This window comes from Aliiroseovarius sp. S1123 (assembly GCF_023015885.1).
In the GTDB taxonomy this organism is placed as follows: domain Bacteria; phylum Pseudomonadota; class Alphaproteobacteria; order Rhodobacterales; family Rhodobacteraceae; genus Aliiroseovarius.
In genome coordinates this window covers 181,395-203,594 of record NZ_JALKBE010000004.1, presented here as the reverse complement: position 1 = coordinate 203,594, position 22,200 = coordinate 181,395, and the positions used below count along the sequence as shown (strand labels likewise).

The following is a 22,200-nucleotide window of genomic DNA, read 5'->3' as shown; positions in this document are numbered from 1 at the left end:
GCGCGCGGCTTTAGTTGCGGAGCAATCGTTTTACCGTCTGTTTAACCCGCGCCAAGGTGCTCTTCCGTACTTGGCGCACGCCCTGAGCGGTCATCTCTGTGTCAGGGGTAGCGTTGCGTTCAAGATGCTTTGACACCGTTTTGTACAGCAGGTCATCCAGCCAGTTATCCTGAAAGAACTTTTCCAAAACGACTGGATCAATGTCATCGCGTCCAACGGCACCGCCGGACTTGATTTTTTGCAGTGTGTTCACGGTGGGAACGGTCACTTCGCCGGCGGTCTTCCCGCACAGTTTCAAGACTTTGGTCAGGTAGTCGGCGAGGTACCCTTGGGTTGTCAGACCGATATAGTGCGCGTTCAATACCTCGCACAGAACATCGGGGTTTGTACGGCTGCCGCACAGCCAAACCGCCTGTTGATTGCGAACGTTATCCTTGCCGGACTTTGCTTTTATGAAATCATCAATGCTGGGAAATCGCGCTGAGAATCTTTCGTGATTTGGGTGCCGGAGGCTGCGGTTGTAGTTGTACAGCGATATGACGCGCTGCAATGGGTCGCGGATAACCGAAACGCAATAGATAGGACGTTCAGAGGAAAAACCTGGGTAGAATAGTTGTGGGAATTGGAGGTGCCCTGTGATCAAGCTGCCGGAATACTCTTTGCCGTCTGTCAGCTCTTTCCAATTCTCGGCTGCCTTGTTCCATTGCAGGTGGGTATGCGGCTCGAAGTGCTCTTTCAGAACAGTTTGTACAGCCATTCCAGCGGTTTTGGGGATGTGGATGTGGGCGATCAGGCAGGATGGGTCGATCGGCTCGGCCCCATCAAGGCGATTCATGCAGCGTTCAATGCTAGGTAACTTGTCCAAAACCACGATTTCCACATGCTTTTTATTCTGGCTATCAGGCCAATCAGCGAAACACAAGAAAGGCTAAATCCCTACCAAGGCTCGGCAAATAGGGGTGCCTTGCCCTCGCGGACCAGTTCTTTCGTGCGTTCGAACTGCTTGGAGACATATGTGAACAGCGCCCAATCCAGCGCGTTCGCACTGTAGAAGCGAATTTTCCACGTTGTCGAGATGTCTGATTTCTTGACCGCCTCGCCGTGCAGGATTGTGGTCAGTTCGTTCACGACTGGCGGGGTCTGATGATAATAGTCGTCAAGCGGGTGGCAATCGGGCGTGTGCTGAATAGCCTCTGTCAGCCAGCCACGAAAATGCTCGGTCTCGTGAAGTGGCGCGATGCCCAGATAGTTCTCGTTCAATACGCGCCACAGGGTGCGCGGGTTTCTGCGCGTGCCAGCCAGAGCATGGGATTGCTGGTTTCTGCGCGCGTCACAGTAGAACTCCAGATACCGTTCGATGGTTGGGAAGTCTGAAAAGAACTCTGCGTTTGGTGGATGCTTGGCCGAGCGGAAGTAATTGTATTCCGAGATGACGCGATCCAGAGGCTCGCGGATCACGGCGATGCACCACAGCTGCCTGTCCGGTAGGGCGCGTTTGATCGCGCGAAAATCCACATGCCCTGCATAAAGCCAGTAGTTTTCTTTGGGCTCTTCCTGCAGCAACTTTTCCAGATGTTGCATCGGGGACTGCCAGTCCAGAAGAACGGCTGGGCGTAGCGCATAGAGCAACGGCTGCTGGAAATACATCCCGGCGGTTTTATGGATATGGATATGGGCCAGTGCCGCTTGCTCGGCCGGGGGAAGTCCTTGGTCCCGAATATACAACAACCGTCTGAAGCATTGGTGCAGGGGCAAAAGCATCGACATTCTCTAGCCTAGCACCCGCTTGATCGCCCACTTCATCCGCGGTGGCAGATAGATGCGTGCCGCGGCGCGCATGCGGCGATTGATGCGTCCGACGACCCCGCGTTTGTTGACGGGTCTGTTGACGCCGGATGTGCCATCGCGCGCCCGAGGAATGGGGAACGCGGGCAAGAGCGGCCTGCCGGTTTTCAGGGCCATCAGGGTATCGTAATAGGGCGTGCGGCGCGCGTGTTCCCAGAATGCAGCGCTGAGGGGATGCAGGTTGTTCTGCCACGGTTTGGCAATGCCTGCGTAATGCGCGATCTTGGCGTCCCGCTTTGCTTGGTCCAGCTGCGCCAGAATATCCGCGTCCAGCACCCGTTTCAGATCCCAGCCCAGATAATAGACATTCCATTCCTGCGGCAGAATTTTGGCATCCCGCGCCAGATACTTGTTCAACACGTCCTGATCCAGGAACCAGTATTTGTTGTGCTTCAGATCATCGACCAGGATACGCGACATGTCGCGGCTGCGCAGGATGTCCAGATTCATCACCAGTGTCCCGGCCTGGAAATAGCGATCTTCGATCCCCTCCATCCCCAGAATTTTTGCAGCATATTCCTTGGCAGGAAGCGCGCCTGTCACGCCATCGCTGCGCGTCCCATTCTTCTGAAACGCAACGTTGATATAATCCGTAGCGGCGGCAACTGGGGCGTCTGAGACGTCAAACCTCCACAGGTCGATCATGTCATCTACAGCGACCATGTCGGCGTCCAGATAGATGATCTTATCATGGTTGGGTAGCAGGTCCGGCAAGATCAGCCGATAAAACGTTTCTTTCGAGAAGGGCGGGCGAAGGTAGGTGTTCGAGAACGCATAGGCCATCGACAAGACCTGAATCCGCACATTCGGATAGTCCTGTTCGTACTGGCGGAACTGCGCAATATCGTCGTCGGACAGCCCGCCTTCCATCAGCATGATGCTAATGCCGTAGTCTTCTTTTCGCGTATGAATGATCGAGGCGACCAGCGCATGGCAATACATCGCAAAGTTCACGTCAGTTGCCACTGCGATGTGCATCGTCTCAGCCACATCGGGAAATTCGAAGAACTCCGGCACCGGTTCCAGCGGCTTGGTGTCTTGGATAAGCGCTAATGGCACCTCCAAGATCGTCGTGTCAGGATGGTCTTGGCGGTACTTGCGAATGAAGGCGTTGAACAGGCGCTCGGACAGGTATCCAAACACGCGCGCTTCCTGCTGGGTGCGGGCGGCGGCGTCTATGCGCGCCTCGGCGCGAAACAGGATGTCAAACATCCATTCGCTGTAGGCGTGGAAAATATCGCGGCGCAAAAGGTACGTGTTGGTCTGATAGAAAACCTTGTCAGACAGCGCATCGGCAAATGCCTGCACATAATCCGGATGATGTTGTGCGATGATCTCGCCGACAATATCAAGGTCATCTTCAAAATGGTGCTCGGCTTTCCCGTACTGCTCGCGCACGGTCCGAAAACCGATCTCGCGCACGTCGAAACGATCGGGAACAATGACGTCGTACTGCGCACACAGGCGCTGCAGGTTTTCAGCGCTTTGTCCGATTTCAGTGTCAAATCCGTAGAAGAAACCGGGCAAGGGTACCCCGTGCGCGTCTTTGTGCGACATGCCCTCTTCATAAGACATATGCAGAAAACGCCGATAATGCTGCAGCCCGATATGAGTGGAGTCCGCGTCATTCTTCCACGCCCAGTATTGCGCTGTCAGCTCGCAGAAAAACGGGTTCTTGGCCGAGATATGATCTCCGCTGTCATCCCGCAGCATGCCCAGTTCGTGTCCGGAAAGCGCTGCGCCCACATGAATGGGCTGAACCGCAGCGTTTGAAACGATATGTGAGGGCTTGTGGTACGCAGTGTAAAATCTTACAGACATCGTATTCGGGCTTTGCATTCGGGGGGCTTTCTCACGCTCTTATTAGGCGAGTGTACGTTTTACAATCCTCCTGACAGAATAACGGGGAAATCGACATGAAAGTGCTTAAACCTTTGCAAAATAGGCGCGTAACACTCCATGTTGGCCTTCCAAAAACGGCAACGTCTGCACTGCAATCTACGTTGGCAGACAACTATGCTCAATGCATGGATGCCGGATTGTGCTACCCGCAGGCAATGCGAACACCTGCAGGATATCGCCGTCATAAGCCGTTGCAACATGCCGCAAGGACGCTGACCGAGAGCGATTTTGTCAGCGCATATCAATCTGTTCTGACCGAGGCCGGGGACCGGGATATCGTGTTTTCCTCGGAGGATATTCACTCGCAACTTGCTAGGCGGAAAAACCCGCTTGTCACGTATCTGAACCGGATTCATGGCGCAGAGAATGTTCATATCCTGATTAGTCTGCGCAATGTGTATGACTTCGCGGACTCTGTGATCGCGCAGTTTTACAAAGCGACCTTGTTCGGGATCGAGCCCCATGAACTTGCGCTGGCCGGGAACCTGACGCCGCAGGGCATCTTGGATGCCGCAGAGGATGCATACGGTTTTCCCGTCTATTCCTTTATGAGCTATGTCAACGCAATAAAAGCACATTGCCCAGAGAATGAAATCAGGCTTGTTTCGATTGAGAAGAATGACCTGAACGAACCATATCTAGATTTCATGGCCAGGTATCTGGGACTGGAAGGCGAGTTTGCAAATCCGCCGAGAAAAAACGTTAATGCTCGGAAGGGCAACCAGTTGCAGATGTGTTTTCGAGAAGCCCGGCATTACTTGCGTCAGTCGGAATTTAAAGAACACCAGCGCAGGATCGTGGCCTATAGCGCAAAGCACAGCATCCAAAAACTCGAGGACCGCAACAGGTATCTACACATCGACGATGCCCTGAGAGCTAAAATCAGCCATGTGGCCGAGGCGGAGAAAGAGCAGTTGCTGCCCTTTATGTACACGCCATGCGCTGCCCTGTTTGAAAACAAGCCCGTTCCCCCAACAGAAGATGTCGACCTTCCACGGGCCATGAAAGAAGATATCAGGCGGATCTGCACTGAACCCCCCCAAATGCGGGGTTTCAAGCGCGGCCTTTCAAGTCTACGTCGTAAGTTCCAGCGTTAGAAATCTTCGGGACGGATATGCGGCATGTATTCTTTTAAGAACCGCCGGTTCTTCTTCTCGAAATGAGACATAAACTCTGGATCTAGCTGCGTGACATCCAGCTTTGGACCAAACTGTGCCCATCGCGATGCCTTGATCACGCCAGTGATCAGTCGGTGAATTTTGCTTTCTCGCCCGTTGCGAAAGCGTGGAAACAGGCGGTTTGTTCGTCGCAGCAGCCACAATCCCCGACGCGAAAGTGAGACGTTCCGCTCTCCTGCGGGGGTCTCTAGATCGTCCGCAACTTGCGGCGATCCCAAGGCGCTGAAAAAATCTACCATGATGTCCCCCCCCTCCAATGCGTTGCGGGAAAAAAACCGCGGCATGAAGCGCGAGGACGCGAAATGTGCGGTCCACTTGTTGGCAAAATAGACGTAATTGAAATTGCCGTTTCTCCGGCGCTTTGCGTTCTCCAGATGTTTCGAAAAGCTGCCCGTGCCGCCGACGCTTATATGCGTGCTATAGGCGCTGGACACTTTGCTGTCCTGCCGACGGAAATAGCAGATCACGTCAATATCATCAAAAATACCATTCAGGTACTCTGACAGCTGGGCAATGCTGTTGGGCTGGACCAGACGGCTTTGAAAGTGCTCAGAGGTCACAATCAGCGTGTGATAGTGTTTAGAGAGTTCCTTAACCTCTGCCTGAAAGCCCGCGAGGGTTCTGTTCCTAAACGCTTCAATTGCTTCGGGCGATGTGAGGTTGTTGAGGATAAAATAGTTGTCAGGGTTCTTTTGGAAGCAGGCAACAAGTCCACGATTATTGGTACTGTCAATCGTATGACTAAGGCAAAAGCCATGCTGATTCAGAACAGCTTCGTTCAAATAAAGCCCATGCTGCAGGGCTGTAGTGCCGGTTTTTTCCTGCCCGATATGTAGGATTAGCTTCATATTTAGCGCCACTTCACGTCCGAAACGATTGCAGAGTTATCAGTCCTGTGGAACTGCATCTACCTGATCTTTTTGCTGACTAGCTGGTAATGTCTCTGTGGTCTATCGCAATGATTGAGTCGTTCCTGATAGGCAGATTCTTGTCACCGGCTGGGAAAGTTCGGTTCGGCCTACTTCTGCAATATTGCGCTTTCCCATTCTGAAAGAAACGCACGCTTCTTGAGTTGATCCAAGAAGACAAGAAGACCCGGTCCGATCCGTATGCGGTTCAAGGCGGCTTCATTCTGGCTGAGATCAAGCGCTGGGTTGGTTAGAAGCTGCGCATCTTGCCCATGTGATCGTGTCATCAGGTGATCCAGAAACAGGGCCGCAAGTTCGGATGACGGCGCATTGCTGGGGATCAACGCGGTGCGCAACATGACCGTGGTGAAATCTGCCGGCAGGATGATGGCGAACTCGTCCCGATCCTCGCGGTTGATCGCATAACTTCCAAGAACGTTGTAGGCGATCAGCAGATCACCGGATTTGACCGCGTCGATCATGTCGGACGAGCAACAGTAAAGCTGCGCATCCAGCCCGCCCATGACCTCGGTCAGGCGCCAATAGATCTCGGAGGCCCGCGTGTCTTGGGTCGCGAACAGATAGCCTAGGCCAGACTGGCGCACGTCATAGGTGCCGACCCGGCCGCGGAAAAGGTCAGGGTGCTGGCGCAACAGGTTGATCAGGTCGTTTCTGCTTTCAGGCAGGGGAAGGTCACCGAAACCGGACTTGGACACGACGATCGCCGCGGGTTCCTGCGTGAACGCGAACAACATGTCATTCCACACCGCCCAGTCTGGAAGAGCGCTGGTGGACCCGGGCGTGAAACGCTGGGCCCAGCCGTCATTGGCCAGCTTGGTTTGCAGGTCCATTGCGCTGGACACGGCGACGTCAAACGCCTCGCCTTCATCGACAATCGCCTTTTGCAGCTCAGACGAGCTGACCACCGTGTACTCGATGGCGGTGCCGGGCACCGAGGCAAGGAAGGACGAGATCATCGGCTCAAAGAAGGCGATATCGGCGGTCGAGATGATCCGCAATTCACTGTCGCTGTCCGACGGTCCAAACCGCGCGACCTCTTCAGCCTCGAAGGCGCTGGCCCATCCAGCAGCGAAGATCAGGACGATGGAAAGAGCAAACTGACGCATGCGCCGCCTCCTGGGTTGTTCGTGATGTGTAAGGTGCCGCCGTGGGCCTCGACCACCTCTTTCGCGATGGTTAGCCCCAAGCCAGAGCCGACGATGTCTTGCGTGTTCGCCCCGCGCGCAAAGCGCTTCGGAAGTTCGTCCAACTCATCTGTCTGAAAGCCGGGGCCGGTGTCGTTGACGCTGATTGTTGCGCCGTCATCGGTGGTGGTCAGCGCCACGAGGATCTCGGCGCCGGATGGCGAATACTTCACCGCATTGTCCAAAAGATTGTGCAGCGCATTCTGCACCAAAATGGGGTCGCCCTTGATGACCGCCGTCTCGACCTCGGTCGCCTCAAGCGTGACATCCTTCAGTTCCGAAGTCGGGCGCATGCGTTCGACAGTGTCGTGCACAAGGCGATGCAGGCTAATCTCTTCCCGTGCCAGATGATCCAGTCGGAAGGTCACCATCGCGTGATCCAGAAGCTGCCCCGCCGTGCGCGAGCTGTCGTCGATGGCGCGGATCATTTCCCTTAATGCTTTGCGGGTCTCGGGATCATCAGATTTGCGCTGTGCAACCTCTGCCTTGGTTCGTACGACGGCCAGCGGCGTGCGGACCCTATGCGCGGCTTCTGCGATGAAATCCTCGGATCGCATCAGGGATTGCTGCAAACGGCGCATGAAAGAGTTCAACGAGGCAACCAGCGGCACCATCTCGGACGGGACGGGGGCCGCCACCGGGCGCAGGTCTTTGGGGCCCCTGCGGGAAACCGAGCTTGTCAGTCGATCCAGCGGGCGGATCGTGCTGCGCGAGATGAGCGCCGCCAACAACACCCAGACAAGGAAGAACCCCGCCCCGATCCCCATCGATGTCCGCGAGATCCGTGCAAGCGTCTGTTTCTGACCGGAAAGTGTCTGTGCCACCGTTACTTTAAGAAAACTTCGACCCGTATCCGTCGACATCCGGCGTCTGACCGTGGCAACACGGACTTCTTCACCAAGGAACATGGCCGACAGATATGCTGGCGATACAGCGCCATTTTCTTTCGCTTCCGGCAAGTCGGCGTAGCCGCTTAGAAACTCGTTCTCAAGTCGGATCGCATAGAACACGCGTTCGTCCGAGATACTGTCCAGCATCGACAAGGCAGAGTAGGGCAGGTCGATGCTGATCTCGCCTCCGCTTAAACGCGCGCTGTCTAGAATGGACAGGGCGGACGCGGTCAGCACGTTGTCCTGGCTTTCCTGCGCCACCTGCCGCGCCACGGATTGCACGACGAAGTAGACAACAATCGCCAGAACGGCTGCACTTGCCAAAAGTGACAGCAACAGCCTGCGGCGGATCGAGCCATGTGCGACGGGTGTGCTCATGCGACCTCGAGCTTATAGCCAAGTCCGCGGATGGTTGTGATCTTCACGGTCGAGGCCTCAAGGTGGCGACGCAGCCGCCCGATATAGACTTCGATCGCGTTCTCGGTGACGTCTTCGTCATAGGAAAACAGTCGGTCCACCAGCGTTGATTTCGAAAATACTTGTCCGGGCGCGTTCGCCAAAACCTCGAAAAGGCGCAGCTCGCGGGTGCGTAGCTGGATGTCCTGATCGGGGAGTTTCAGCGTCCCTGACAGCGAATCGAAGCGGAGATTTCCGAGGGTCAGAAGGTTCTGCGCGGCGCCTCCACGACGGCGCATCACCGCGCGGCACCGTGCTTCCAGCTCGGAAAAGTCGATCGGTTTGACCATGTAGTCATCCGCGCCAAGATCCAGAAGTCCGACGCGATCCGCCACTTCCGAGCGCGCCGTCAGAACGATGACCGGCGTGCTTTCTTCCTGTTTTCGATGCCGCGCCAGAAAGGTTCTCCCGTCACCGTCGGGAAGCATAATATCCAGCAAAATCAAATCATAAGAAGTTGTCGCCGTGAAGTCATGCCCGGTCTGAATATCGGGTGCGTGATCGACGACATGCCCATCCAGCATCAACCTGTCCACGACAGCTTCGGCTAGTTGTTCGTTGTCCTCGATCAGCAGGAATCGCATGTAAGTTTTTCTCTTTTTGCTCGTTTTTTAGTCGTGTCAGCTTTGTGTCAGCTTAGATTGTCACCCTCTTCCGACATGAGCGGCAAGTGTCGCCAATGTCAAATGGGAGGACATAAACATGAAATTCAAATTGGGCCGTCGCGCCTTTATCGCTGCTGCTGCATCACTGAGCCTTGCTGCCCCGGTTTTTGCTGACGACCACAAGGTCGTTGACAGCATTCACTTCCTGATCCCGGGTGGCGCAGGTGGCGGCTGGGACGGCACCGCGCGTGGAACCGGCGAAGCCTTGACCGGCGCTGGTCTGGTTGGCACCGCATCCTACGAAAACATGTCGGGTGGCGGCGGTGGTAAGGCCATCGGTTATCTGATCGAAAACGCGGACAGCCAGCACGGCACGCTGATGGTCAACTCGACCCCGATCGTGATCCGCTCGCTGACCGGCGTGTTCCCGCATAACTTCCGTGACCTGACGCTGGTCTCGGGCACAATCGGTGACTATGCCGCCATCGTGGTGGGCAAAGACAGCCCGCTGAATTCGATGGGTGATCTGCTGGCCGCGTTTGACGCAGATGCATCGGGCACCGCAATTGGCGGCGGTTCGGTTCCGGGTGGTATGGACCATCTGGTCGCCGCAATGGTGATGGAGGCCGCGGGCAAAGACGCGCTGGCTGTGAAGTACATCCCGTACGACGCAGGCGGTAAAGCAATGGCAGCCCTGCTGTCAGGCGAAATCGCAGCCCTGTCGACCGGGTTCTCGGAAGCTGTGGCATTGGCAGATGCAGGCGAAGTTAAGATCCTGGGCGTAACCGCAGATGACCGTGTCGCAGCCTATGATGCGCCGACCATGAAAGAGCAGGGGATCGACACATCTTTCGTTAACTGGCGCGGGTTCTTCGCAGCCCCCGGTCTGCCGGCCGACAAGCTGGCCATGTACCAAGAGGCCATCACCAAGATGTACGCCACCCCGGAATGGGAAGCCGTGCGCGCGCGCAATGGCTGGGTCAACATCCACAATTCGGGCGACGACTTCAGAACCTTTCTGGAAGGTCAGGAAAAGGTCATCGGTGACCTGATGAAGAAGCTGGGCTTCCTTTAAAACATCGGGTGCGAGGGGCCAGCCCCTCGCGCTCCCCGAGGTATTTCGGGCAAGAGGAAGGGGAGAGCGCAGGCCCTCCCCAATGGAAGGAAACACCTTCCCCTTGCACGGTCATCGGCTCCTCAGCCTGTACCGTAGATGGAGCCTAGCGGAAGAATGGTTAACAACCTCTTTCCTCTTGCCCAAAATACCTTGGGGTGAATTGAGCCGCAGGCTCAAGAGGGGCAACGCCCCGTCCCAACACCGGAACAAGGAGGATCCTGATGGCTTTGGATCGCTGGGTCTCATTCATCATTCTGTGCGCCGCGCTGGCCTATGGATATGCCGCATTTTTCACCATGGACGCGTCTTTACCGCCGTTCATGCAGCGTAACCCGATCTGGCCAAGCACCTTTCCCAAGGTTCTGGCTGTCCTGACGATCGCCACGTCGCTGTTCATTCTGCTGGGGTTTGAAAAGTCCCCTGAAAGTGACCAAGAGCCGGACATCGATTATCGACGTCTTGGGGATTATTATCTGGGCCAAGCGCTGTCGCTCTTGGGACTGATGGTGGCCTATGCGCTGCTTCTGCGCCCCGCGGGATTCTTGTTCGCCACCTTCGCCTTCCTAAGCTGCGGGTCTTTCACCTTGGGTGAACGCAAGTTCCACATCCTGTTGCCGGTCGCGGCCATCGCCAGCTTTGTTGTCTGGTATCTGGTGGACGAAGTGCTGGGCATCTTCCTGCGCCCCTGGCCATTCTTTTTCTAAGGAGCTGAGACATGATCGAAGGACTTCTGATCGGCCTGAGCGCCGCATTCTCAATCCAAAACCTTTTGATGGTGATCGCCGGCTGTCTGATCGGCACCTTTATCGGCATGCTGCCGGGTCTGGGCCCGATGTCGATCATCGCCATCATGATCCCCGTCGCCATTACGATCGGGGACCCGTCGGCAGCCATCATTCTGTTGGCTGGTGTGTATTACGGTGCCATTTTCGGCGGCTCGACCTCGTCTATCCTGCTGAACGCGCCGGGCGTGGCGGGTACCGTGGCGTCAAGTTTCGATGGCTACCCGATGGCCCGAAAAGGGCAGGCGGGTAAGGCGCTGACCATTGCGGCCATCGCCTCGTTCGCGGGGGGCAGCATTGGTGCACTGCTTCTGATGATCTTCGCACCCATGCTGTCGACCGTCGCGCTCTTGTTCCACTCGGCCGAGTATTTCGCGCTGATGGTTGTCGGCCTGTCTGCCATCGCGGCCTTCGCGGGGACCGGAAACGTGGGCAAAGCCATCCTGATGACCTTGCTGGGGCTTGTCATGGCCACGGTGGGCGAGGGCGCCCTGTTCAACATGCCGCGCTTCACCATGGGGCTGATGGACCTGCAGTCAGGCTTCAGCTTCATCACGCTGGCCATGGCGATGTTCGCCTTGCCCGAGGCGCTGTTTCTGGTCCTGAACCCCAAGCGGTCAGCCCAAGGTGCCAGCGGCAAGATCGAAAACCTGCGCATCACCCGAGAAGAGGGGCGCAAGATTGCGCCGGTCATTGGCCGCCAGTCGATCCAGGGCTTCTTCATCGGCGTATTGCCGGGGGCAGGGGCTACCATCGCGTCGTTCCTTGGCTACGCAGTGGAACGCAACATCGCCACCAAGGAAGAACAGGAAGAGTTCGGCAAAGGATCCATCAAAGGGCTTGCCGCACCCGAAACTGCCAATAACGCCGCCTGTACAGGGTCGTTCGTGCCGCTTCTGACACTGGGCATTCCCGGTTCGGGCACCACGGCGATCCTGCTTGGCGCACTGATCGCGCTGAACGTTACGCCGGGCCCGCGCCTGATGATCGACGAGCCGCAGATCTTCTGGGCGGTCATCATCTCGATGTATATCGGCAACCTTGTTCTGTTGATCCTGAACCTGCCGCTGATCCCCTATATCGCCAAGGTTCTGACCATCCCGCGGACCTATCTGATCCCGTTCATCCTGTTCTTCACGCTGATGGGCAGCTACATCGGGCAGAACAACGCGACCGAGCTTTTGATCCTTGTTGGCATGGGCATTTGTGCGACGGTCCTGAAGTTCGCGGACTATCCGCTGGCCCCACTGCTGATTGGCTTCATTCTGGGCGGGATGCTGGAGGACAACTTCTCGCGCTCGATGCAGCTCTATGATGGGATCGGGTTCATCGTCGACCGGCCGATGACCCTTGGTCTGTTGGTGATCGCGGTTCTGCTGGTGGTCATCCCAAGCTATCGCGCGCGCCGTGCGAAAGCGCGTCAGGAAGGCGTGGCAGAAGGTGATTGATGTGTATGTCAACTAAGGCGGAAGGCTAACAGCATGTCGCGTGCTTTGACCTTTCTGATCGCAGGTGCAGGCAGTCTGGGGTTCTATATCCTTGGGCTGCCTTTGCCGTTTCTGCTTGGACCGATGTTCGCCTGCCTGATTGCCGCGCTGGGTGGCGTACGCCTGAAGGGCGCTGGGCAGTTCGGCATGTTTATGCGGACGTTTCTTGGGGTCGCTGTCGGCAGCTCGATCACGCCCGAGCTGCTGGGCCGCATGCCCGAGATCGCAAGTTCCCTGGCCTTCGTGCCGGTGTTCATCGCGACCATTGCCGTGGTGGGATACCCGTTGCTGCGCCATGTCTTTGGCTTGGACCCCGTCACGTCCTGGTACAGCGCCATGCCCGGCGGGCTTCAGGACATGCTGATCTTCGGCGAGGAAGCCGGCGGCGATCCACGCGCGCTGTCCCTGATCCATGCAACCCGTGTCGTCGTTCTGGTCAGCTGCGCGCCTGTTTTGATGCAGTTCGTCTGGGGGCTGGATCTGAGCGCCCCACCGGGGCAGCCCATGTCGTCAGTCTCGCCCGTGCAGATAGGGATCATGGTAGCGGCGGGTTTGTTCGGCTGGAAGTTTTTCGAACGCATTGGCCTGTTTGGCGCCTCGATCCTTGGGCCAATGATCGTGACCACCGCTTTGTCCTTGGCGGGCGTGATTGAAACCCGCCCCCCGGCCGAGATCATTCAAGCCGCGCAGTTCTTCATTGGTATCGCCGTGGGCGTGAAATACGTTGGCATCACCAGCCGGGAAATCCGCGTGAATGTCGTGGCGGGGATCCTGTATTCCGTCCTGCTTGGGGTGATCTCGTTTGGGTTCTTCATTGTCATCACCCGGTTGGACCTAGCACCCTCGCTTGACGCCTTGTTGGCCTTCCTGCCCGGCGGTCAGGCCGAGATGGTGGTGATTGCGATCATCGCAGGGTCGGATCTGGCCTATGTCGTCACGCACCACATCCTTCGGATCGTCATTGTCGTCCTGTTTGCACCGGTAATTGGGCGCAGGTTTCCGGGGCGCTGAAACGCGTCGAACCTGCGATCATCACATTCTAGGAATGTTGGCTTACCCTTCGGACGAGGTGTCCATCAAACCGCGCATTTTCTCGATCGCGGATTGCATGGCGCCTTCCAGCCACAGCCGGGTGCTGTCGCCGAATGCGGTATACTGGTCAAGCACGCCTTGCGCCTGCGGGAAGCGTTCGCTGATTTGCGGGGCGAGTACGTAGAGGCTGACCAGAATCACTGCCAGCAAGATGCTCAGGCTAAAGCCGCGACGGAACCCTTTGCCACCGGACGCGGTGTCCCCGGCCATCGGGCCAAGATCGATCCGCGTGTCATCCGAAGCTTCGGGCGCGTCGAGGGTCGAGTTGATCTCTTCGATATCCGGAAGCATGTCGCGGCTACGAAGGTCTTTTTCTTCGATACCCTCTTCCGCGTCGGCCGCATCCGCTTCCATTTGCTGAAGGCGGGCGGCAAGCTCGGCATCGTTGTCACGTTGGGCCGCGTCCAAGCCAAGGTCCGGCTGTGTCTCAAGGCGCTGGCTTTCGACCTCGCGGGCACGCAGTTCTCGCTCGGCTTCTTCCTGAAGGATCTGTTTGACCTCTTCGCTGACCTCTTTGCGGGGCACAGCGGCGGCGGGGATTGGAGTGTCCACGACAACATCATCACCGTCGTCAGCTTCGACCTCGGCCTCAGTTTCGATCGGCGTATCTTCGACATCGTCAGTCGCCACATCCGGAACATCGACAGGATCCGCGTTGGCAACGTCTTTGCTGTCCTCGGGGTCAGCGTTTGGCGTATCTTCCGGGGCGGGCTTGGGAGTTGGAGCGGGTGCCGGATCAGACTTGAATGCCGCTTCGATACTGGGCGCCAGTGGGGCTGGGATTTCGATCTTCGGCTCGGGTTTGACCTCGGATTGGGCGGTTGCGGGTCGTGGCGGAGTGAAGAACCACGCGTGACCACAATTCGAACACTGAACATCGCGCCCTTCGCCGGGCATCACGCGATCATCAACTTCGTACTGAGCGCCGCAATTGGGGCAAACCAAACGCATTTTATACCTATCCCCTAAGATCGACAGGATATTTCCCGTCTCAATCAAGAGTAATATGAGCAAAAAGCTTGCGGAAATCAAACACTCGTGTGTCGCACATTGAAACAATCCGCTAGCTGGGGCACAACTAGCGCCAAGCAAGCACGAGGGCATCACATTGATCGAGCTGGAACAGGTCGCTTATGGCTATGGCACCGGGACGTTGTTGTCCGATGTGACCTTGTCCTTGGCGCAGGGATCGTTTCATTTTTTGACCGGCCCATCCGGGGCAGGGAAAACCACGTTGATGAAGCTGTGCTATGGCGAACTGGTCGCGGAACAGGGCAGTGTTGCTTTGTTCGGCCAGAACGTACGCGATATGCAGCGTGATGATGTGGCTGAAGTGCGCCGCCGGATCGGTGTTGTGCATCAGGATTGCCAGTTTCTGGACCACCTCAGCCTTGCTGAAAACATCATGCTGCCGCTGACGGTGTCAGGCCGCGCACTGCATGATCCGTCTGAGCTGCAAGAGCTTCTGGCCTGGGTCGGGTTGCAGCAGCAGGCCAATGCCAAGCCCCCCGAGCTGTCTGGCGGTGAACGTCAACGGGCGGCGCTTGCGCGGGCGGTGATTATGTCTCCGGACGTGATTCTGGCGGATGAGCCGACGGGCAATGTGGATTGGGAGATGTCCGTGCGCCTGCTTCAGTTGTTGGTCGAACTGAACCGCATGGGCAAGACGGTGATGATTGCCACCCACGACATGAACCTGATCCGGTCTGCCAAATCGCAGGTGCAGGCACGCGTGCTGCGGATTTCGAACCATCAGGTCGCATTGGCGGGGGCAAATCTGTGATGAACCTCTTGTCCAACATGCTCCGATTTCTGTCTGGCGATGCGCAGGCCGACCGCGTGGTCCCGCCCACCGGGTTCACCGCACGTCTGACGGTCTTTGCGTCGGCCGCGATGGCGTTTTTGGCGGTGTTCGCCTTGGCCCTGTCGCTGGCAACCGGACGCCTGGCCGACCGCTGGGGCGATGCGCTGGCCAAAAGCGCCACCATTCGTATTTCGGCCCCGCTGGACCAGATGGACGCCCAACTGCTGGCCGTGACCGAGATCTTGGCCACCACCCCCGGCGTGAAAGAGGCGCGACCCCTTGGGGAAGAAGAACAGCGCGCGTTGCTCGAGCCGTGGTTCGGCCCGGATCTGCCGCTTGACCGTCTGCCGATCCCGCGACTTGTCGAAGTGATCGAGAATGACGAGGGCTTTGATGCCGACGGGTTGCGTGCCCGACTGGCGGGCGAAGCCCCCGGTGCCATTCTGGATGATCACGCCCGCTGGCGCGAACCTTTGGTGAAAGCCGCCACGCGTCTGCGGTCATTGGGCTTCGTCGCGATTGTCCTGATCACGACGCTGGCAGGGGTGGTGATCACGCTGGCGGCCTCGGCTGCGCTATCTGCCAACGAACAGGTGATCCGCGTGCTGCGTCTGATCGGTGCGCGGGACAGCTATATCGCCCATGCCTTTGTGCGCCGCTACACGCTGCGCGCGCTGGGCGGGTCCGCTGTTGGCACCGTTCTGGGCGCGCTGGCGCTGTTCTTGCTGCCCTCGGCTGGGTCGGAAGGTGGCTTCCTGACCGGGCTTGGCCTTCAAGGCTGGCAGTGGCTCTGGCCCCTGTTGATCCCACCCTTCGCGGCTTTGGTGGCGTTCCTTGCCACCCGCCAAGCCGCCCTGACAACCTTGCAGGAGAAACGCTGATGCGGAACGCAATTCAATGGCTGCGCTCGCTTCTGTTCATCACTCAGATGTACATCATGCTGCCGATCGTCGGCTTTATCGGTGTCCCCCTTGTCTGGATCAAGCGCGACAATGCGTTCAAGGTGATCCGTTTTTACTGCAACTGGGTCCGCTGGACAGCGTCCTGGATGGTCGGGCTGAAAAGCGAAATCCGGGGCGAGGTGCCAACCGGCGAGGTTCTGATCGCCGCGAAACATCAGTCATTCTTTGACATTCTGCTGCTGGCCTCGGTCCTGCCGCGCTTGAAGTTCATCTATAAAAGCCAGCTGAAATGGGCGCCGATCATCAACATCTACGCGGTCTATACCAACTCGATCCCGGTGAACCGCGGTAAGAAGGGGGCTGCGATCAAACAGATGGTTGCGGCCGTGAAGGATGGGCAGTCGAAGCCCGGGCAGCTTGTGATCTTCTCGCAAGGGACGCGCGTCGCGGCGGGGGCCAAGAAACCCTATAAGGTTGGCACGGGCGTTCTGTACAAGGAAACTGGACAACCTGTCATTCCCGCGTCGACCAATGTGGGCGTGTTCTGGAAACGCCATGGGATCATGCGCCATCCGGGGCTTGCGGTGCTGGAATTCCACGACCCGATCGAGCCAGGCCTTAAGCTTGGCGCGTTTATGGAGCGGATCGAGGATGTGGTGGAAAGCGGCTCGGACGCGTTGATGGAAGAGGCCGGATTTAAGCTGGAGACATAATGGATTTCATCGAAAGTACCGAAGAACTTGAAACGCTTTACGGCACCCCGGGAGAGGCGTCTTTGGTCAAAGTCGCCGATCATCTGACGCCCACCTATCGCGCTTGGATCATGGCATCCCGCTTTTGCATTTTGACGACGGTGGGCCCGGAAGGCACCGATGGCAGCCCACGTGGGGACGATGGCCCCGTGGTGCTAGAGTTGGACGAACGTCACCTTGCCTTGCCCGATTGGCGTGGCAACGAACGGATCGACAGCTTGCGCAACATCGTCAATGACCCGCGCGTGTCCATGATGTTCATGGTGCCGGGTTCGAACAATGTGGTTCGCGTGAATGGCGAGGCCAAGCTAACCGCCGATCCCGACCTGCGCGCCCGGTTCGAGAAAACCGGAAAACAGCCCCGGACTGTGGCCGTGATCCGGATTCACGAGATCTATTCTCAATGCGCCCGCGCCATCATGCGCTCGAAGATTTGGAGCGCCGGCGATGAAAGCGCAGACCTGCCCAGCGTCGGCGACATGCTGAAAGAGATGACGTCCGGCGCGTTTGATGGGGCCAGCTATGATAAGGAGTGGCCGGAACGTGCGAAATCGTCGATGTGGTAGCTGTCAGGCGCTGAACTGCTCATAGGCTTCACGCGCCTTGGCGCTGTACGCCAGCGACGGGCCGCCGCCCATATAGGTCGCCATGGCCAAGGCCTCGTTCAGCTCATCCAGCGTGGTGCCCAGTCGGACCAGTGACCGCACGTGAAAGCCGATGCAACTATCGCAGCGGGTCGAGATGGCGATGCCGAGGGCAATGAATTCCTTGGTCTTCTCGCTGAGCACGCCGTCGGTCTTAGCCGCAGCACCCATTTGACCAAAGCCTTTCATCGTGGCCGGAACGTCCTTGGCCAGATGTCCAATATTGCCTTCGGTTTCTGCAAGAAATGCTTTCCAATCCACGGGGAACCCTCCTGATGTGTGGTTCCCGTGAATATTGTGGACGCGGGCCGGGCTTCCAACCCGCCCCACGAAAGCGTGATCAGGATGTTAGGCCGCCAGACCCTTCGAGCCCATCTTGAGGAACTTCTCGCGGCGCTCTTTCAATAGCGAGTCGCCCTTCTGGCGCTTCATCAGCGCTTTCAGCTCGGCCTCGATGGCTTTGCCGACAGCGGCGATGGTTTCATCGCGACCGCGCTGGGCGCCGCCCATCGGTTCGGGGATGATCTGGTCGATCACGCCGATTTGTTTCAGGTCTTGCGCCGTCAAGCGCAGCGCCTCAGCCGCTTCCCGCATCTTCTCGGCGTCTTTCCACAGGATCGACGCGCAGCCCTCGGGCGAGATCACGGAATAGATCGAATGCTCCAGCATCATGACCGAGTTCGCCGTGGCCAGTGCAACCGCACCGCCCGAGCCACCTTCGCCAATGATGACCGAGACGACAGGCGATTTCACGTTCAGGCTGCGTTCGGTTGAACGCGCGATGGCCTCGGACTGGCCGCGCTCTTCCGCGCCTTTGCCGGGATAGGCTCCGGGGGTGTCGACCAGTGCCACGATGGGCAGGCCAAAGCGGTCGGCCAGATCCATCAGGCGGATGGCTTTGCGATAGCCCTCGGGACGGGCCATGCCGAAATTGCGTTCGATACGGGTCTTGGTGTCGTGGCCTTTTTCCTGACCCATGACGACCACCGGGATGTCGCCGATGCGGCCCAGACCACCCATGACCGCGTGGTCATCGGCAAAGTTCCGGTCGCCTGCCAGCGGCGTGTATTCGGTGAACAGCGCGTTGATGTAATCGCGGCAATGCGGGCGGTCGGGGTGACGCGCGACCTGGCATTTGCGCCAGGGGGTCAGACCCTCGTACAGTTCTTTCAGAAGCTTGTCGGCCTTGGCGTCCAGCGCTTGCGCCTCGCCTTCGACATCCATCTCTTTGTTGTTGCGGGCAAGCGCGCGCAGCTCTTCTGCCTTGCCTTCGATTTCAGCCAGCGGTTTTTCAAACTCGAGATAGTTGGTCATGGGCCTGCCTGATTACACAATGTTCATGACTATATGACGCTTGGGAAGCGGCTTTGCAACGGGGGGCAAAAATCCAGACTGCTCAAAATGTCGATTCCGGCGACGGGAATCCCCAGCACGCGCGTTTGATAATTAGATGACCGCTTTGGCCATTTGGATCAGACCACGTCGAAACGCGAAGGGAGCAGACGCATGACACAGACCATATTCTCGAAACGCCGCGCCTTTCGAGCCTTCACCGCCAGCTATTTGGTCTTGCTGATGACCCTAAGCTTCGCCGCAGTTGCGACGTCCGAGGTGCTGGTCGGGCTGTAGGAACAGTGAGGGCGGCAACACGCTGTGCCGCCGCCCTACAGGATCAGGATACGCCTGCGATTTCCAGCAGTTTGGCGAACTGCTCTTCGGTCAGAACCACGCGCCAGTGATCGGCGCAGTTTGACCGCATCATCACCAATTTGACCTCGTTCGCGCCGATCTTGTCGGCGATGGCCTGACGCTCGGCGGTGGGTTTGCCATCCACGATGGCTTGGCGCAGGGTTGCACGCAGCTCGACCGTTTCAGACTCAAGCGCCTTGCGGTTAGCGGGCATGCTGGCGACCCAGTTTTTCACATCCGCGCGCTGTTCGTCGTTCAGCTGAAGCACGTCCATGTTTTTGGCCAGAATGCCGGTCAGTTGGATCACCGGGCGCGACAGGCCGGTTTTCGCGGGGTTGGAGGGTTGCATTTGTGCCAGAGCAGCCCCGGACAGGCCAAGGGTGAGCGCGGTGGCGATAAGAAGCGGTTTCATCTTTGTGTCTTTCAGTTTGGGATGCGTCCCCAAACGGGCCTCGTCATGACCCGCGCCCACCTTAGCCCCCGACACGCGATTGCCCATGCGACCAGTTGACCGCGCATAAAAAAAGCCCCGCGTAAACGCGGGGCCAGTCGGGGAATATTCTTTTAGTTAGAGCGTTTTCAGGTTCGCATGTGGCTGCATTCGCTGCCTCTCGCCTTCGGCTCGAACGCGATTGCGTCCACATACGGATTGCTGATTCCTGATAACGCTTTAGCTGCCAGCGATCAGCTCGGACTGTGCCACGATCACCTCGGCCTGTTTGATCGACGCGATGTCGACCAGACGGCCTTTGTAGACGGTTGCGCCTTCGCCGTTGGCTTTCGCCTGTTCCATGGCGGCAAGGATCTCGCGGGCCTCGACGACGGCTTCTTCCGACGGGGTGAAGACCTCGTTCGCCAGCGCAATCTGCTTGGGGTGGATGGCCCATTTGCCGACCATGCCCAAAGTGGCCGAGCGTTTGGCCTGCGCGATGTATCCTTCGTCGTCCGAGAAATCGCCGAACGGGCCGTCGACCGGCAGGATGCCGTGGGTGCGGCAGGCGGCGACGATGGCGGCCTGCGCCCAATGCCACGGGTCGGACCAGTGCTTCACGCCTTCGCGCATCATGTAATAGTTTTCCTGCGTCCCGCCGATGCCGGTGGTCTGCATGCCCATCGAGGCTGCAAAGTCAGCAGCACCTAGTGACATGGCCTGCAGGCGAGGCGACGAGGCCGCGATGGCTTCTACATGGGCGATGCCAGCGGCCGATTCGATGATCACCTCAAAGCTGACCGGCTTGGTGCGGCCCTTGGCGCGTTCGATGGCGGTGACCAGCGCGTCCACGGCGTAGACGTCTTCAGCGCAGCCCACTTTCGGGATCATGATCTGGTCGATGCGGTCGCCGGCTTGTTCCAGCAGGTCGACAACATCGCGGTACCAATAGGGGGTGTCGAGGCTGTTGATACGCACCGACATGTATTTGTTGCCCCAATCAATGGTGTTCAGCGCTTCGATGATGTTGGCACGGGCCACATCTTTGTCCGAAGGGGCCACCGAGTCCTCGAGGTCGAGGTTGATCACGTCAGCAGCCGAGGCCGCCATTTTCGGGAACAGCTTGGTGTTCGAGCCCGGGCCAAACAGTTGGCAGCGGTTCGGGCGGGACGGGGCGGCAGGTTGCAGTCGGAAGGACATGACGGGCCTCTCGGTAATGATGTTGCGATTTCTTGGGTGCAATCGTTATTAAATTGCTGCGCTGCCCGCAAGGTTATTTTGCGCCCGCAGCATCGGCGGGCGGATTCTTGGATAAACCGACGTTGCGTCGAAGAAACTTGCGCAAGGATGTCGATTAGACGAAGGAATTTGCGAAATTGCCGCGTTTCGAAGGGAGTTCGGAAGAAAATACGCCGGATAATCGTCAAAATGACGCGACGGATATCTCCACCACTCATCGAAAGGGCCACGGCCATGATCAAGACACCGTATCTTCTGTTCCTGGGCGACGCGCCCGACCAACTGGCCGCCAAAGTGGCCATCGGCATCCGTGACTGGCGCCCTGAAAACGCCGTGGGTCAGTTCCGTATGGAAGGCTGCGGCGCGGATCTGGGTCTGACCGACATGACGCTGGCCGAAGCTAAAGCCGCTGGCGCGAAAACGCTGGTTGTTGGCGTGGCCAACCGTGGCGGCGTGATTTCCAAAGAGTGGAAGAAGGTGCTGGTCACTGCGCTGGAAGAAGGGTTCGATCTGGCCTCGGGCCTGCACAACCTGCTGCGCGACGAGCCCGATCTGGTTGCCGTGGCTGAAGCGACCGGCCAAGAGCTGCACGACGTGCGCATCCCCGAGGTCGACTACCCGATTGCAAATGGCAAGAAACGCACAGGTAAGCGCTGTTTGGCTGTGGGCACCGACTGCTCGGTCGGTAAGATGTACACGGCCCTGTGCATGGATGCTGAAATGCGCGAGCGCGGCCTGAAGTCGACCTTCCGCGCCACTGGCCAGACCGGTATCCTGATCACCGGCGACGGCGTGCCGCTGGATGCTGTGATCGCCGACTTCATGGCGGGTTCGGTCGAGTATCTGACCCCGGACAATGACGAGGACCACTGGGACCACATCGAAGGTCAGGGGTCGCTGTTCCACGTGTCCTATTCGGGCGTGACCATGGCGCTGATCCATGGCGGTCAGCCGGACGCGCTGGTTCTGGCGCACGAGCCGACTCGCGAGCATATGCGCGGTCTGCCCGAGTACACCCAGCCCTCGCTGGAAGCGCTGCGCGACACGGCGCTGAACTTGGCGAAAGTGGCGAACCCGGCCTGTCAGGTGATTGGCGTTTCGGTCAACACGCAGCACATGTCGGATGACGACGCCAAGGCCTATCTGGCGAAGGTTGAGGCCGACATGGGCCTGCCCGCGACCGACCCGTTCCGCTATGGCGCGGGCAAGCTGGTGGATGCGCTGGAAGCGATCTGATAGTGCGTTAGCGGCTCTGGTGGCTGGGGGCTCGGCC

Annotated in this window: 23 protein-coding genes; 11 read left to right on the top strand and 12 right to left on the bottom strand. The window is 58.2% G+C overall.

The window, feature by feature from the left end:
* Positions 1 to 10: 10 nt before the first annotated feature.
* From MWU53_RS09935 to MWU53_RS09925, 3 genes are all read right to left on the bottom strand, one after another.
* On the bottom strand, positions 11 to 835 hold the full coding sequence (locus MWU53_RS09935; protein ID WP_247092871.1) for a hypothetical protein: 825 nt from the start codon (positions 833 to 835) through the stop codon (positions 11 to 13).
* Positions 836 to 936: 101 nt separating this feature from the next.
* Positions 937 to 1,767: a hypothetical protein gene (locus tag MWU53_RS09930; RefSeq protein WP_247092870.1), complete on the bottom strand. Its 831-nt coding sequence runs from the start codon at positions 1,765 to 1,767 to the stop codon at positions 937 to 939.
* A gap of 3 nt (positions 1,768 to 1,770) precedes the next feature.
* Positions 1,771 to 3,666 carry a DUF4422 domain-containing protein gene (locus MWU53_RS09925; RefSeq protein WP_247092869.1) on the bottom strand — a complete coding sequence of 632 codons (1,896 nt, stop codon included), beginning with the start codon at positions 3,664 to 3,666 and terminating at the stop codon, positions 1,771 to 1,773.
* Between the two features lie 95 nt (positions 3,667 to 3,761).
* Between MWU53_RS09925 and MWU53_RS09920 the strand changes: the two genes are divergently transcribed.
* Entirely contained in the window at positions 3,762 to 4,844 is a 1,083-nt protein-coding gene (locus MWU53_RS09920; RefSeq protein WP_247092868.1) for a hypothetical protein, read from the top strand.
* Here MWU53_RS09920 and MWU53_RS09915 read toward each other — a convergent pair.
* From MWU53_RS09915 to MWU53_RS09900, 4 genes are all read right to left on the bottom strand, one after another.
* Positions 4,841 to 5,773: a hypothetical protein gene (locus MWU53_RS09915; RefSeq protein WP_247092867.1), complete on the bottom strand. Its 933-nt coding sequence runs from the start codon at positions 5,771 to 5,773 to the stop codon at positions 4,841 to 4,843. The two genes, MWU53_RS09920 and MWU53_RS09915, sit on opposite strands and share 4 nt — an antisense overlap.
* A gap of 170 nt (positions 5,774 to 5,943) precedes the next feature.
* A complete protein-coding gene (locus tag MWU53_RS09910; protein WP_247092865.1) occupies positions 5,944 to 6,960 on the bottom strand; it encodes an ABC transporter substrate-binding protein in 1,017 nt (338 codons plus the stop codon).
* Positions 6,930 to 8,306, bottom strand: coding sequence for a sensor histidine kinase (locus MWU53_RS09905; protein ID WP_247092864.1), 1,377 nt, complete (start codon positions 8,304 to 8,306; stop codon positions 6,930 to 6,932). The genes MWU53_RS09910 and MWU53_RS09905 overlap by 31 nt, the downstream gene beginning before the upstream one ends.
* Positions 8,303 to 8,968 carry a response regulator transcription factor gene (locus MWU53_RS09900; RefSeq protein WP_247092863.1) on the bottom strand — a complete coding sequence of 222 codons (666 nt, stop codon included), beginning with the start codon at positions 8,966 to 8,968 and terminating at the stop codon, positions 8,303 to 8,305. The genes MWU53_RS09905 and MWU53_RS09900 overlap by 4 nt, the downstream gene beginning before the upstream one ends.
* A 118-nt stretch (positions 8,969 to 9,086) precedes the next feature.
* Here MWU53_RS09900 and MWU53_RS09895 point away from each other — a divergent pair, with 118 nt between their 5' ends.
* The 4 genes from MWU53_RS09895 to MWU53_RS09880 all read left to right on the top strand — a co-directional run bounded on the left by MWU53_RS09895 (position 9,087) and on the right by MWU53_RS09880 (position 13,386).
* Positions 9,087 to 10,064: a tripartite tricarboxylate transporter substrate-binding protein gene (locus tag MWU53_RS09895; RefSeq protein WP_247092862.1), complete on the top strand. Its 978-nt coding sequence runs from the start codon at positions 9,087 to 9,089 to the stop codon at positions 10,062 to 10,064.
* A 263-nt stretch (positions 10,065 to 10,327) separates the two neighbouring features.
* Entirely contained in the window at positions 10,328 to 10,810 is a 483-nt protein-coding gene (locus MWU53_RS09890; RefSeq protein ID WP_247092861.1) for a tripartite tricarboxylate transporter TctB family protein, read from the top strand.
* Between the two features lie 11 nt (positions 10,811 to 10,821).
* Complete coding sequence (locus tag MWU53_RS09885; RefSeq protein ID WP_247092860.1) at positions 10,822 to 12,336, top strand: tripartite tricarboxylate transporter permease; 1,515 nt, start codon at positions 10,822 to 10,824, stop codon at positions 12,334 to 12,336.
* 33 nt (positions 12,337 to 12,369) lie between these two features.
* Positions 12,370 to 13,386 carry an AbrB family transcriptional regulator gene (locus tag MWU53_RS09880; RefSeq protein ID WP_247092859.1) on the top strand — a complete coding sequence of 339 codons (1,017 nt, stop codon included), beginning with the start codon at positions 12,370 to 12,372 and terminating at the stop codon, positions 13,384 to 13,386.
* Between the two features lie 42 nt (positions 13,387 to 13,428).
* Here the strand turns inward: MWU53_RS09880 and MWU53_RS09875 are convergent, their stop codons facing one another.
* On the bottom strand, positions 13,429 to 14,418 hold the full coding sequence (locus MWU53_RS09875; RefSeq protein ID WP_247092858.1) for a zinc-ribbon domain-containing protein: 990 nt from the start codon (positions 14,416 to 14,418) through the stop codon (positions 13,429 to 13,431).
* A gap of 157 nt (positions 14,419 to 14,575) precedes the next feature.
* Between MWU53_RS09875 and MWU53_RS09870 the strand changes: the two genes are divergently transcribed.
* The 4 genes from MWU53_RS09870 to MWU53_RS09855 are packed head-to-tail and all read left to right on the top strand — an operon-like array spanning position 14,576 to position 17,491.
* Positions 14,576 to 15,250, top strand: coding sequence for an ATP-binding cassette domain-containing protein (locus tag MWU53_RS09870; protein WP_247092856.1), 675 nt, complete (start codon positions 14,576 to 14,578; stop codon positions 15,248 to 15,250).
* Positions 15,250 to 16,152 carry an FtsX-like permease family protein gene (locus MWU53_RS09865; RefSeq protein WP_247093044.1) on the top strand — a complete coding sequence of 301 codons (903 nt, stop codon included), beginning with the start codon at positions 15,250 to 15,252 and terminating at the stop codon, positions 16,150 to 16,152. Before MWU53_RS09870 ends, MWU53_RS09865 begins: the two co-directional genes overlap by 1 nt.
* Positions 16,152 to 16,886, top strand: coding sequence for a lysophospholipid acyltransferase family protein (locus MWU53_RS09860; RefSeq protein WP_247092854.1), 735 nt, complete (start codon positions 16,152 to 16,154; stop codon positions 16,884 to 16,886). Before MWU53_RS09865 ends, MWU53_RS09860 begins: the two co-directional genes overlap by 1 nt.
* Positions 16,886 to 17,491: a pyridoxamine 5'-phosphate oxidase family protein gene (locus MWU53_RS09855; protein WP_247092852.1), complete on the top strand. Its 606-nt coding sequence runs from the start codon at positions 16,886 to 16,888 to the stop codon at positions 17,489 to 17,491. The genes MWU53_RS09860 and MWU53_RS09855 overlap by 1 nt, the downstream gene beginning before the upstream one ends.
* Before the next feature lie 3 nt (positions 17,492 to 17,494).
* On the opposite strand, the gene MWU53_RS09850 is transcribed toward MWU53_RS09855, so the two are convergent.
* Positions 17,495 to 17,830 carry a carboxymuconolactone decarboxylase family protein gene (locus MWU53_RS09850; protein ID WP_247092850.1) on the bottom strand — a complete coding sequence of 112 codons (336 nt, stop codon included), beginning with the start codon at positions 17,828 to 17,830 and terminating at the stop codon, positions 17,495 to 17,497.
* An 87-nt stretch (positions 17,831 to 17,917) separates the two neighbouring features.
* On the bottom strand, positions 17,918 to 18,883 hold the full coding sequence (locus tag MWU53_RS09845) for an acetyl-CoA carboxylase carboxyltransferase subunit alpha (RefSeq protein WP_247092849.1): 966 nt from the start codon (positions 18,881 to 18,883) through the stop codon (positions 17,918 to 17,920).
* 192 nt (positions 18,884 to 19,075) lie between these two features.
* On the opposite strand from MWU53_RS09845, the gene MWU53_RS15950 reads away from it, so the two are divergent.
* Positions 19,076 to 19,198 (top strand): hypothetical protein, encoded by a 123-nt coding sequence (locus tag MWU53_RS15950; RefSeq protein WP_281501363.1) that lies wholly within the window; start codon positions 19,076 to 19,078, stop codon positions 19,196 to 19,198.
* Between the two features lie 43 nt (positions 19,199 to 19,241).
* Here the strand turns inward: MWU53_RS15950 and MWU53_RS09840 are convergent, their stop codons facing one another.
* Positions 19,242 to 19,670 (bottom strand): Spy/CpxP family protein refolding chaperone, encoded by a 429-nt coding sequence (locus MWU53_RS09840; protein ID WP_247092847.1) that lies wholly within the window; start codon positions 19,668 to 19,670, stop codon positions 19,242 to 19,244.
* 258 nt (positions 19,671 to 19,928) lie between these two features.
* Entirely contained in the window at positions 19,929 to 20,888 is a 960-nt protein-coding gene (locus tag MWU53_RS09835; RefSeq protein WP_247092845.1) for an L-malyl-CoA/beta-methylmalyl-CoA lyase, read from the bottom strand.
* Positions 20,889 to 21,161: 273 nt separating this feature from the next.
* Between MWU53_RS09835 and dgcN the strand changes: the two genes are divergently transcribed.
* Entirely contained in the window at positions 21,162 to 22,163 is a 1,002-nt protein-coding gene (gene dgcN, locus MWU53_RS09830) for an N-acetyltransferase DgcN (RefSeq protein ID WP_247092843.1), read from the top strand.
* Positions 22,164 to 22,200 lie beyond the last annotated feature (37 nt).

Coding starts and splice junctions, on each gene's coding strand:
- MWU53_RS09935 (WP_247092871.1), bottom strand. CDS start 835: ATGAATCGCCTTGATGGGGCCGAGCCGATCGACCCATCCTGCCTGATC.
- MWU53_RS09930 (WP_247092870.1), bottom strand. CDS start 1,767: ATGTCGATGCTTTTGCCCCTGCACCAATGCTTCAGACGGTTGTTGTAT.
- MWU53_RS09925 (WP_247092869.1), bottom strand. CDS start 3,666: ATGTCTGTAAGATTTTACACTGCGTACCACAAGCCCTCACATATCGTT.
- MWU53_RS09920 (WP_247092868.1), top strand. CDS start 3,762: ATGAAAGTGCTTAAACCTTTGCAAAATAGGCGCGTAACACTCCATGTT.
- MWU53_RS09915 (WP_247092867.1), bottom strand. CDS start 5,773: ATGAAGCTAATCCTACATATCGGGCAGGAAAAAACCGGCACTACAGCC.
- MWU53_RS09910 (WP_247092865.1), bottom strand. CDS start 6,960: ATGCGTCAGTTTGCTCTTTCCATCGTCCTGATCTTCGCTGCTGGATGG.
- MWU53_RS09905 (WP_247092864.1), bottom strand. CDS start 8,306: ATGAGCACACCCGTCGCACATGGCTCGATCCGCCGCAGGCTGTTGCTG.
- MWU53_RS09900 (WP_247092863.1), bottom strand. CDS start 8,968: ATGCGATTCCTGCTGATCGAGGACAACGAACAACTAGCCGAAGCTGTC.
- MWU53_RS09895 (WP_247092862.1), top strand. CDS start 9,087: ATGAAATTCAAATTGGGCCGTCGCGCCTTTATCGCTGCTGCTGCATCA.
- MWU53_RS09890 (WP_247092861.1), top strand. CDS start 10,328: ATGGCTTTGGATCGCTGGGTCTCATTCATCATTCTGTGCGCCGCGCTG.
- MWU53_RS09885 (WP_247092860.1), top strand. CDS start 10,822: ATGATCGAAGGACTTCTGATCGGCCTGAGCGCCGCATTCTCAATCCAA.
- MWU53_RS09880 (WP_247092859.1), top strand. CDS start 12,370: ATGTCGCGTGCTTTGACCTTTCTGATCGCAGGTGCAGGCAGTCTGGGG.
- MWU53_RS09875 (WP_247092858.1), bottom strand. CDS start 14,418: ATGCGTTTGGTTTGCCCCAATTGCGGCGCTCAGTACGAAGTTGATGAT.
- MWU53_RS09865 (WP_247093044.1), top strand. CDS start 15,250: ATGAACCTCTTGTCCAACATGCTCCGATTTCTGTCTGGCGATGCGCAG.
- MWU53_RS09860 (WP_247092854.1), top strand. CDS start 16,152: ATGCGGAACGCAATTCAATGGCTGCGCTCGCTTCTGTTCATCACTCAG.
- MWU53_RS09855 (WP_247092852.1), top strand. CDS start 16,886: ATGGATTTCATCGAAAGTACCGAAGAACTTGAAACGCTTTACGGCACC.
- MWU53_RS09845 (WP_247092849.1), bottom strand. CDS start 18,883: ATGACCAACTATCTCGAGTTTGAAAAACCGCTGGCTGAAATCGAAGGC.
- MWU53_RS15950 (WP_281501363.1), top strand. CDS start 19,076: ATGACACAGACCATATTCTCGAAACGCCGCGCCTTTCGAGCCTTCACC.
- MWU53_RS09840 (WP_247092847.1), bottom strand. CDS start 19,670: ATGAAACCGCTTCTTATCGCCACCGCGCTCACCCTTGGCCTGTCCGGG.
- MWU53_RS09835 (WP_247092845.1), bottom strand. CDS start 20,888: ATGTCCTTCCGACTGCAACCTGCCGCCCCGTCCCGCCCGAACCGCTGC.
- dgcN (WP_247092843.1), top strand. CDS start 21,162: ATGATCAAGACACCGTATCTTCTGTTCCTGGGCGACGCGCCCGACCAA.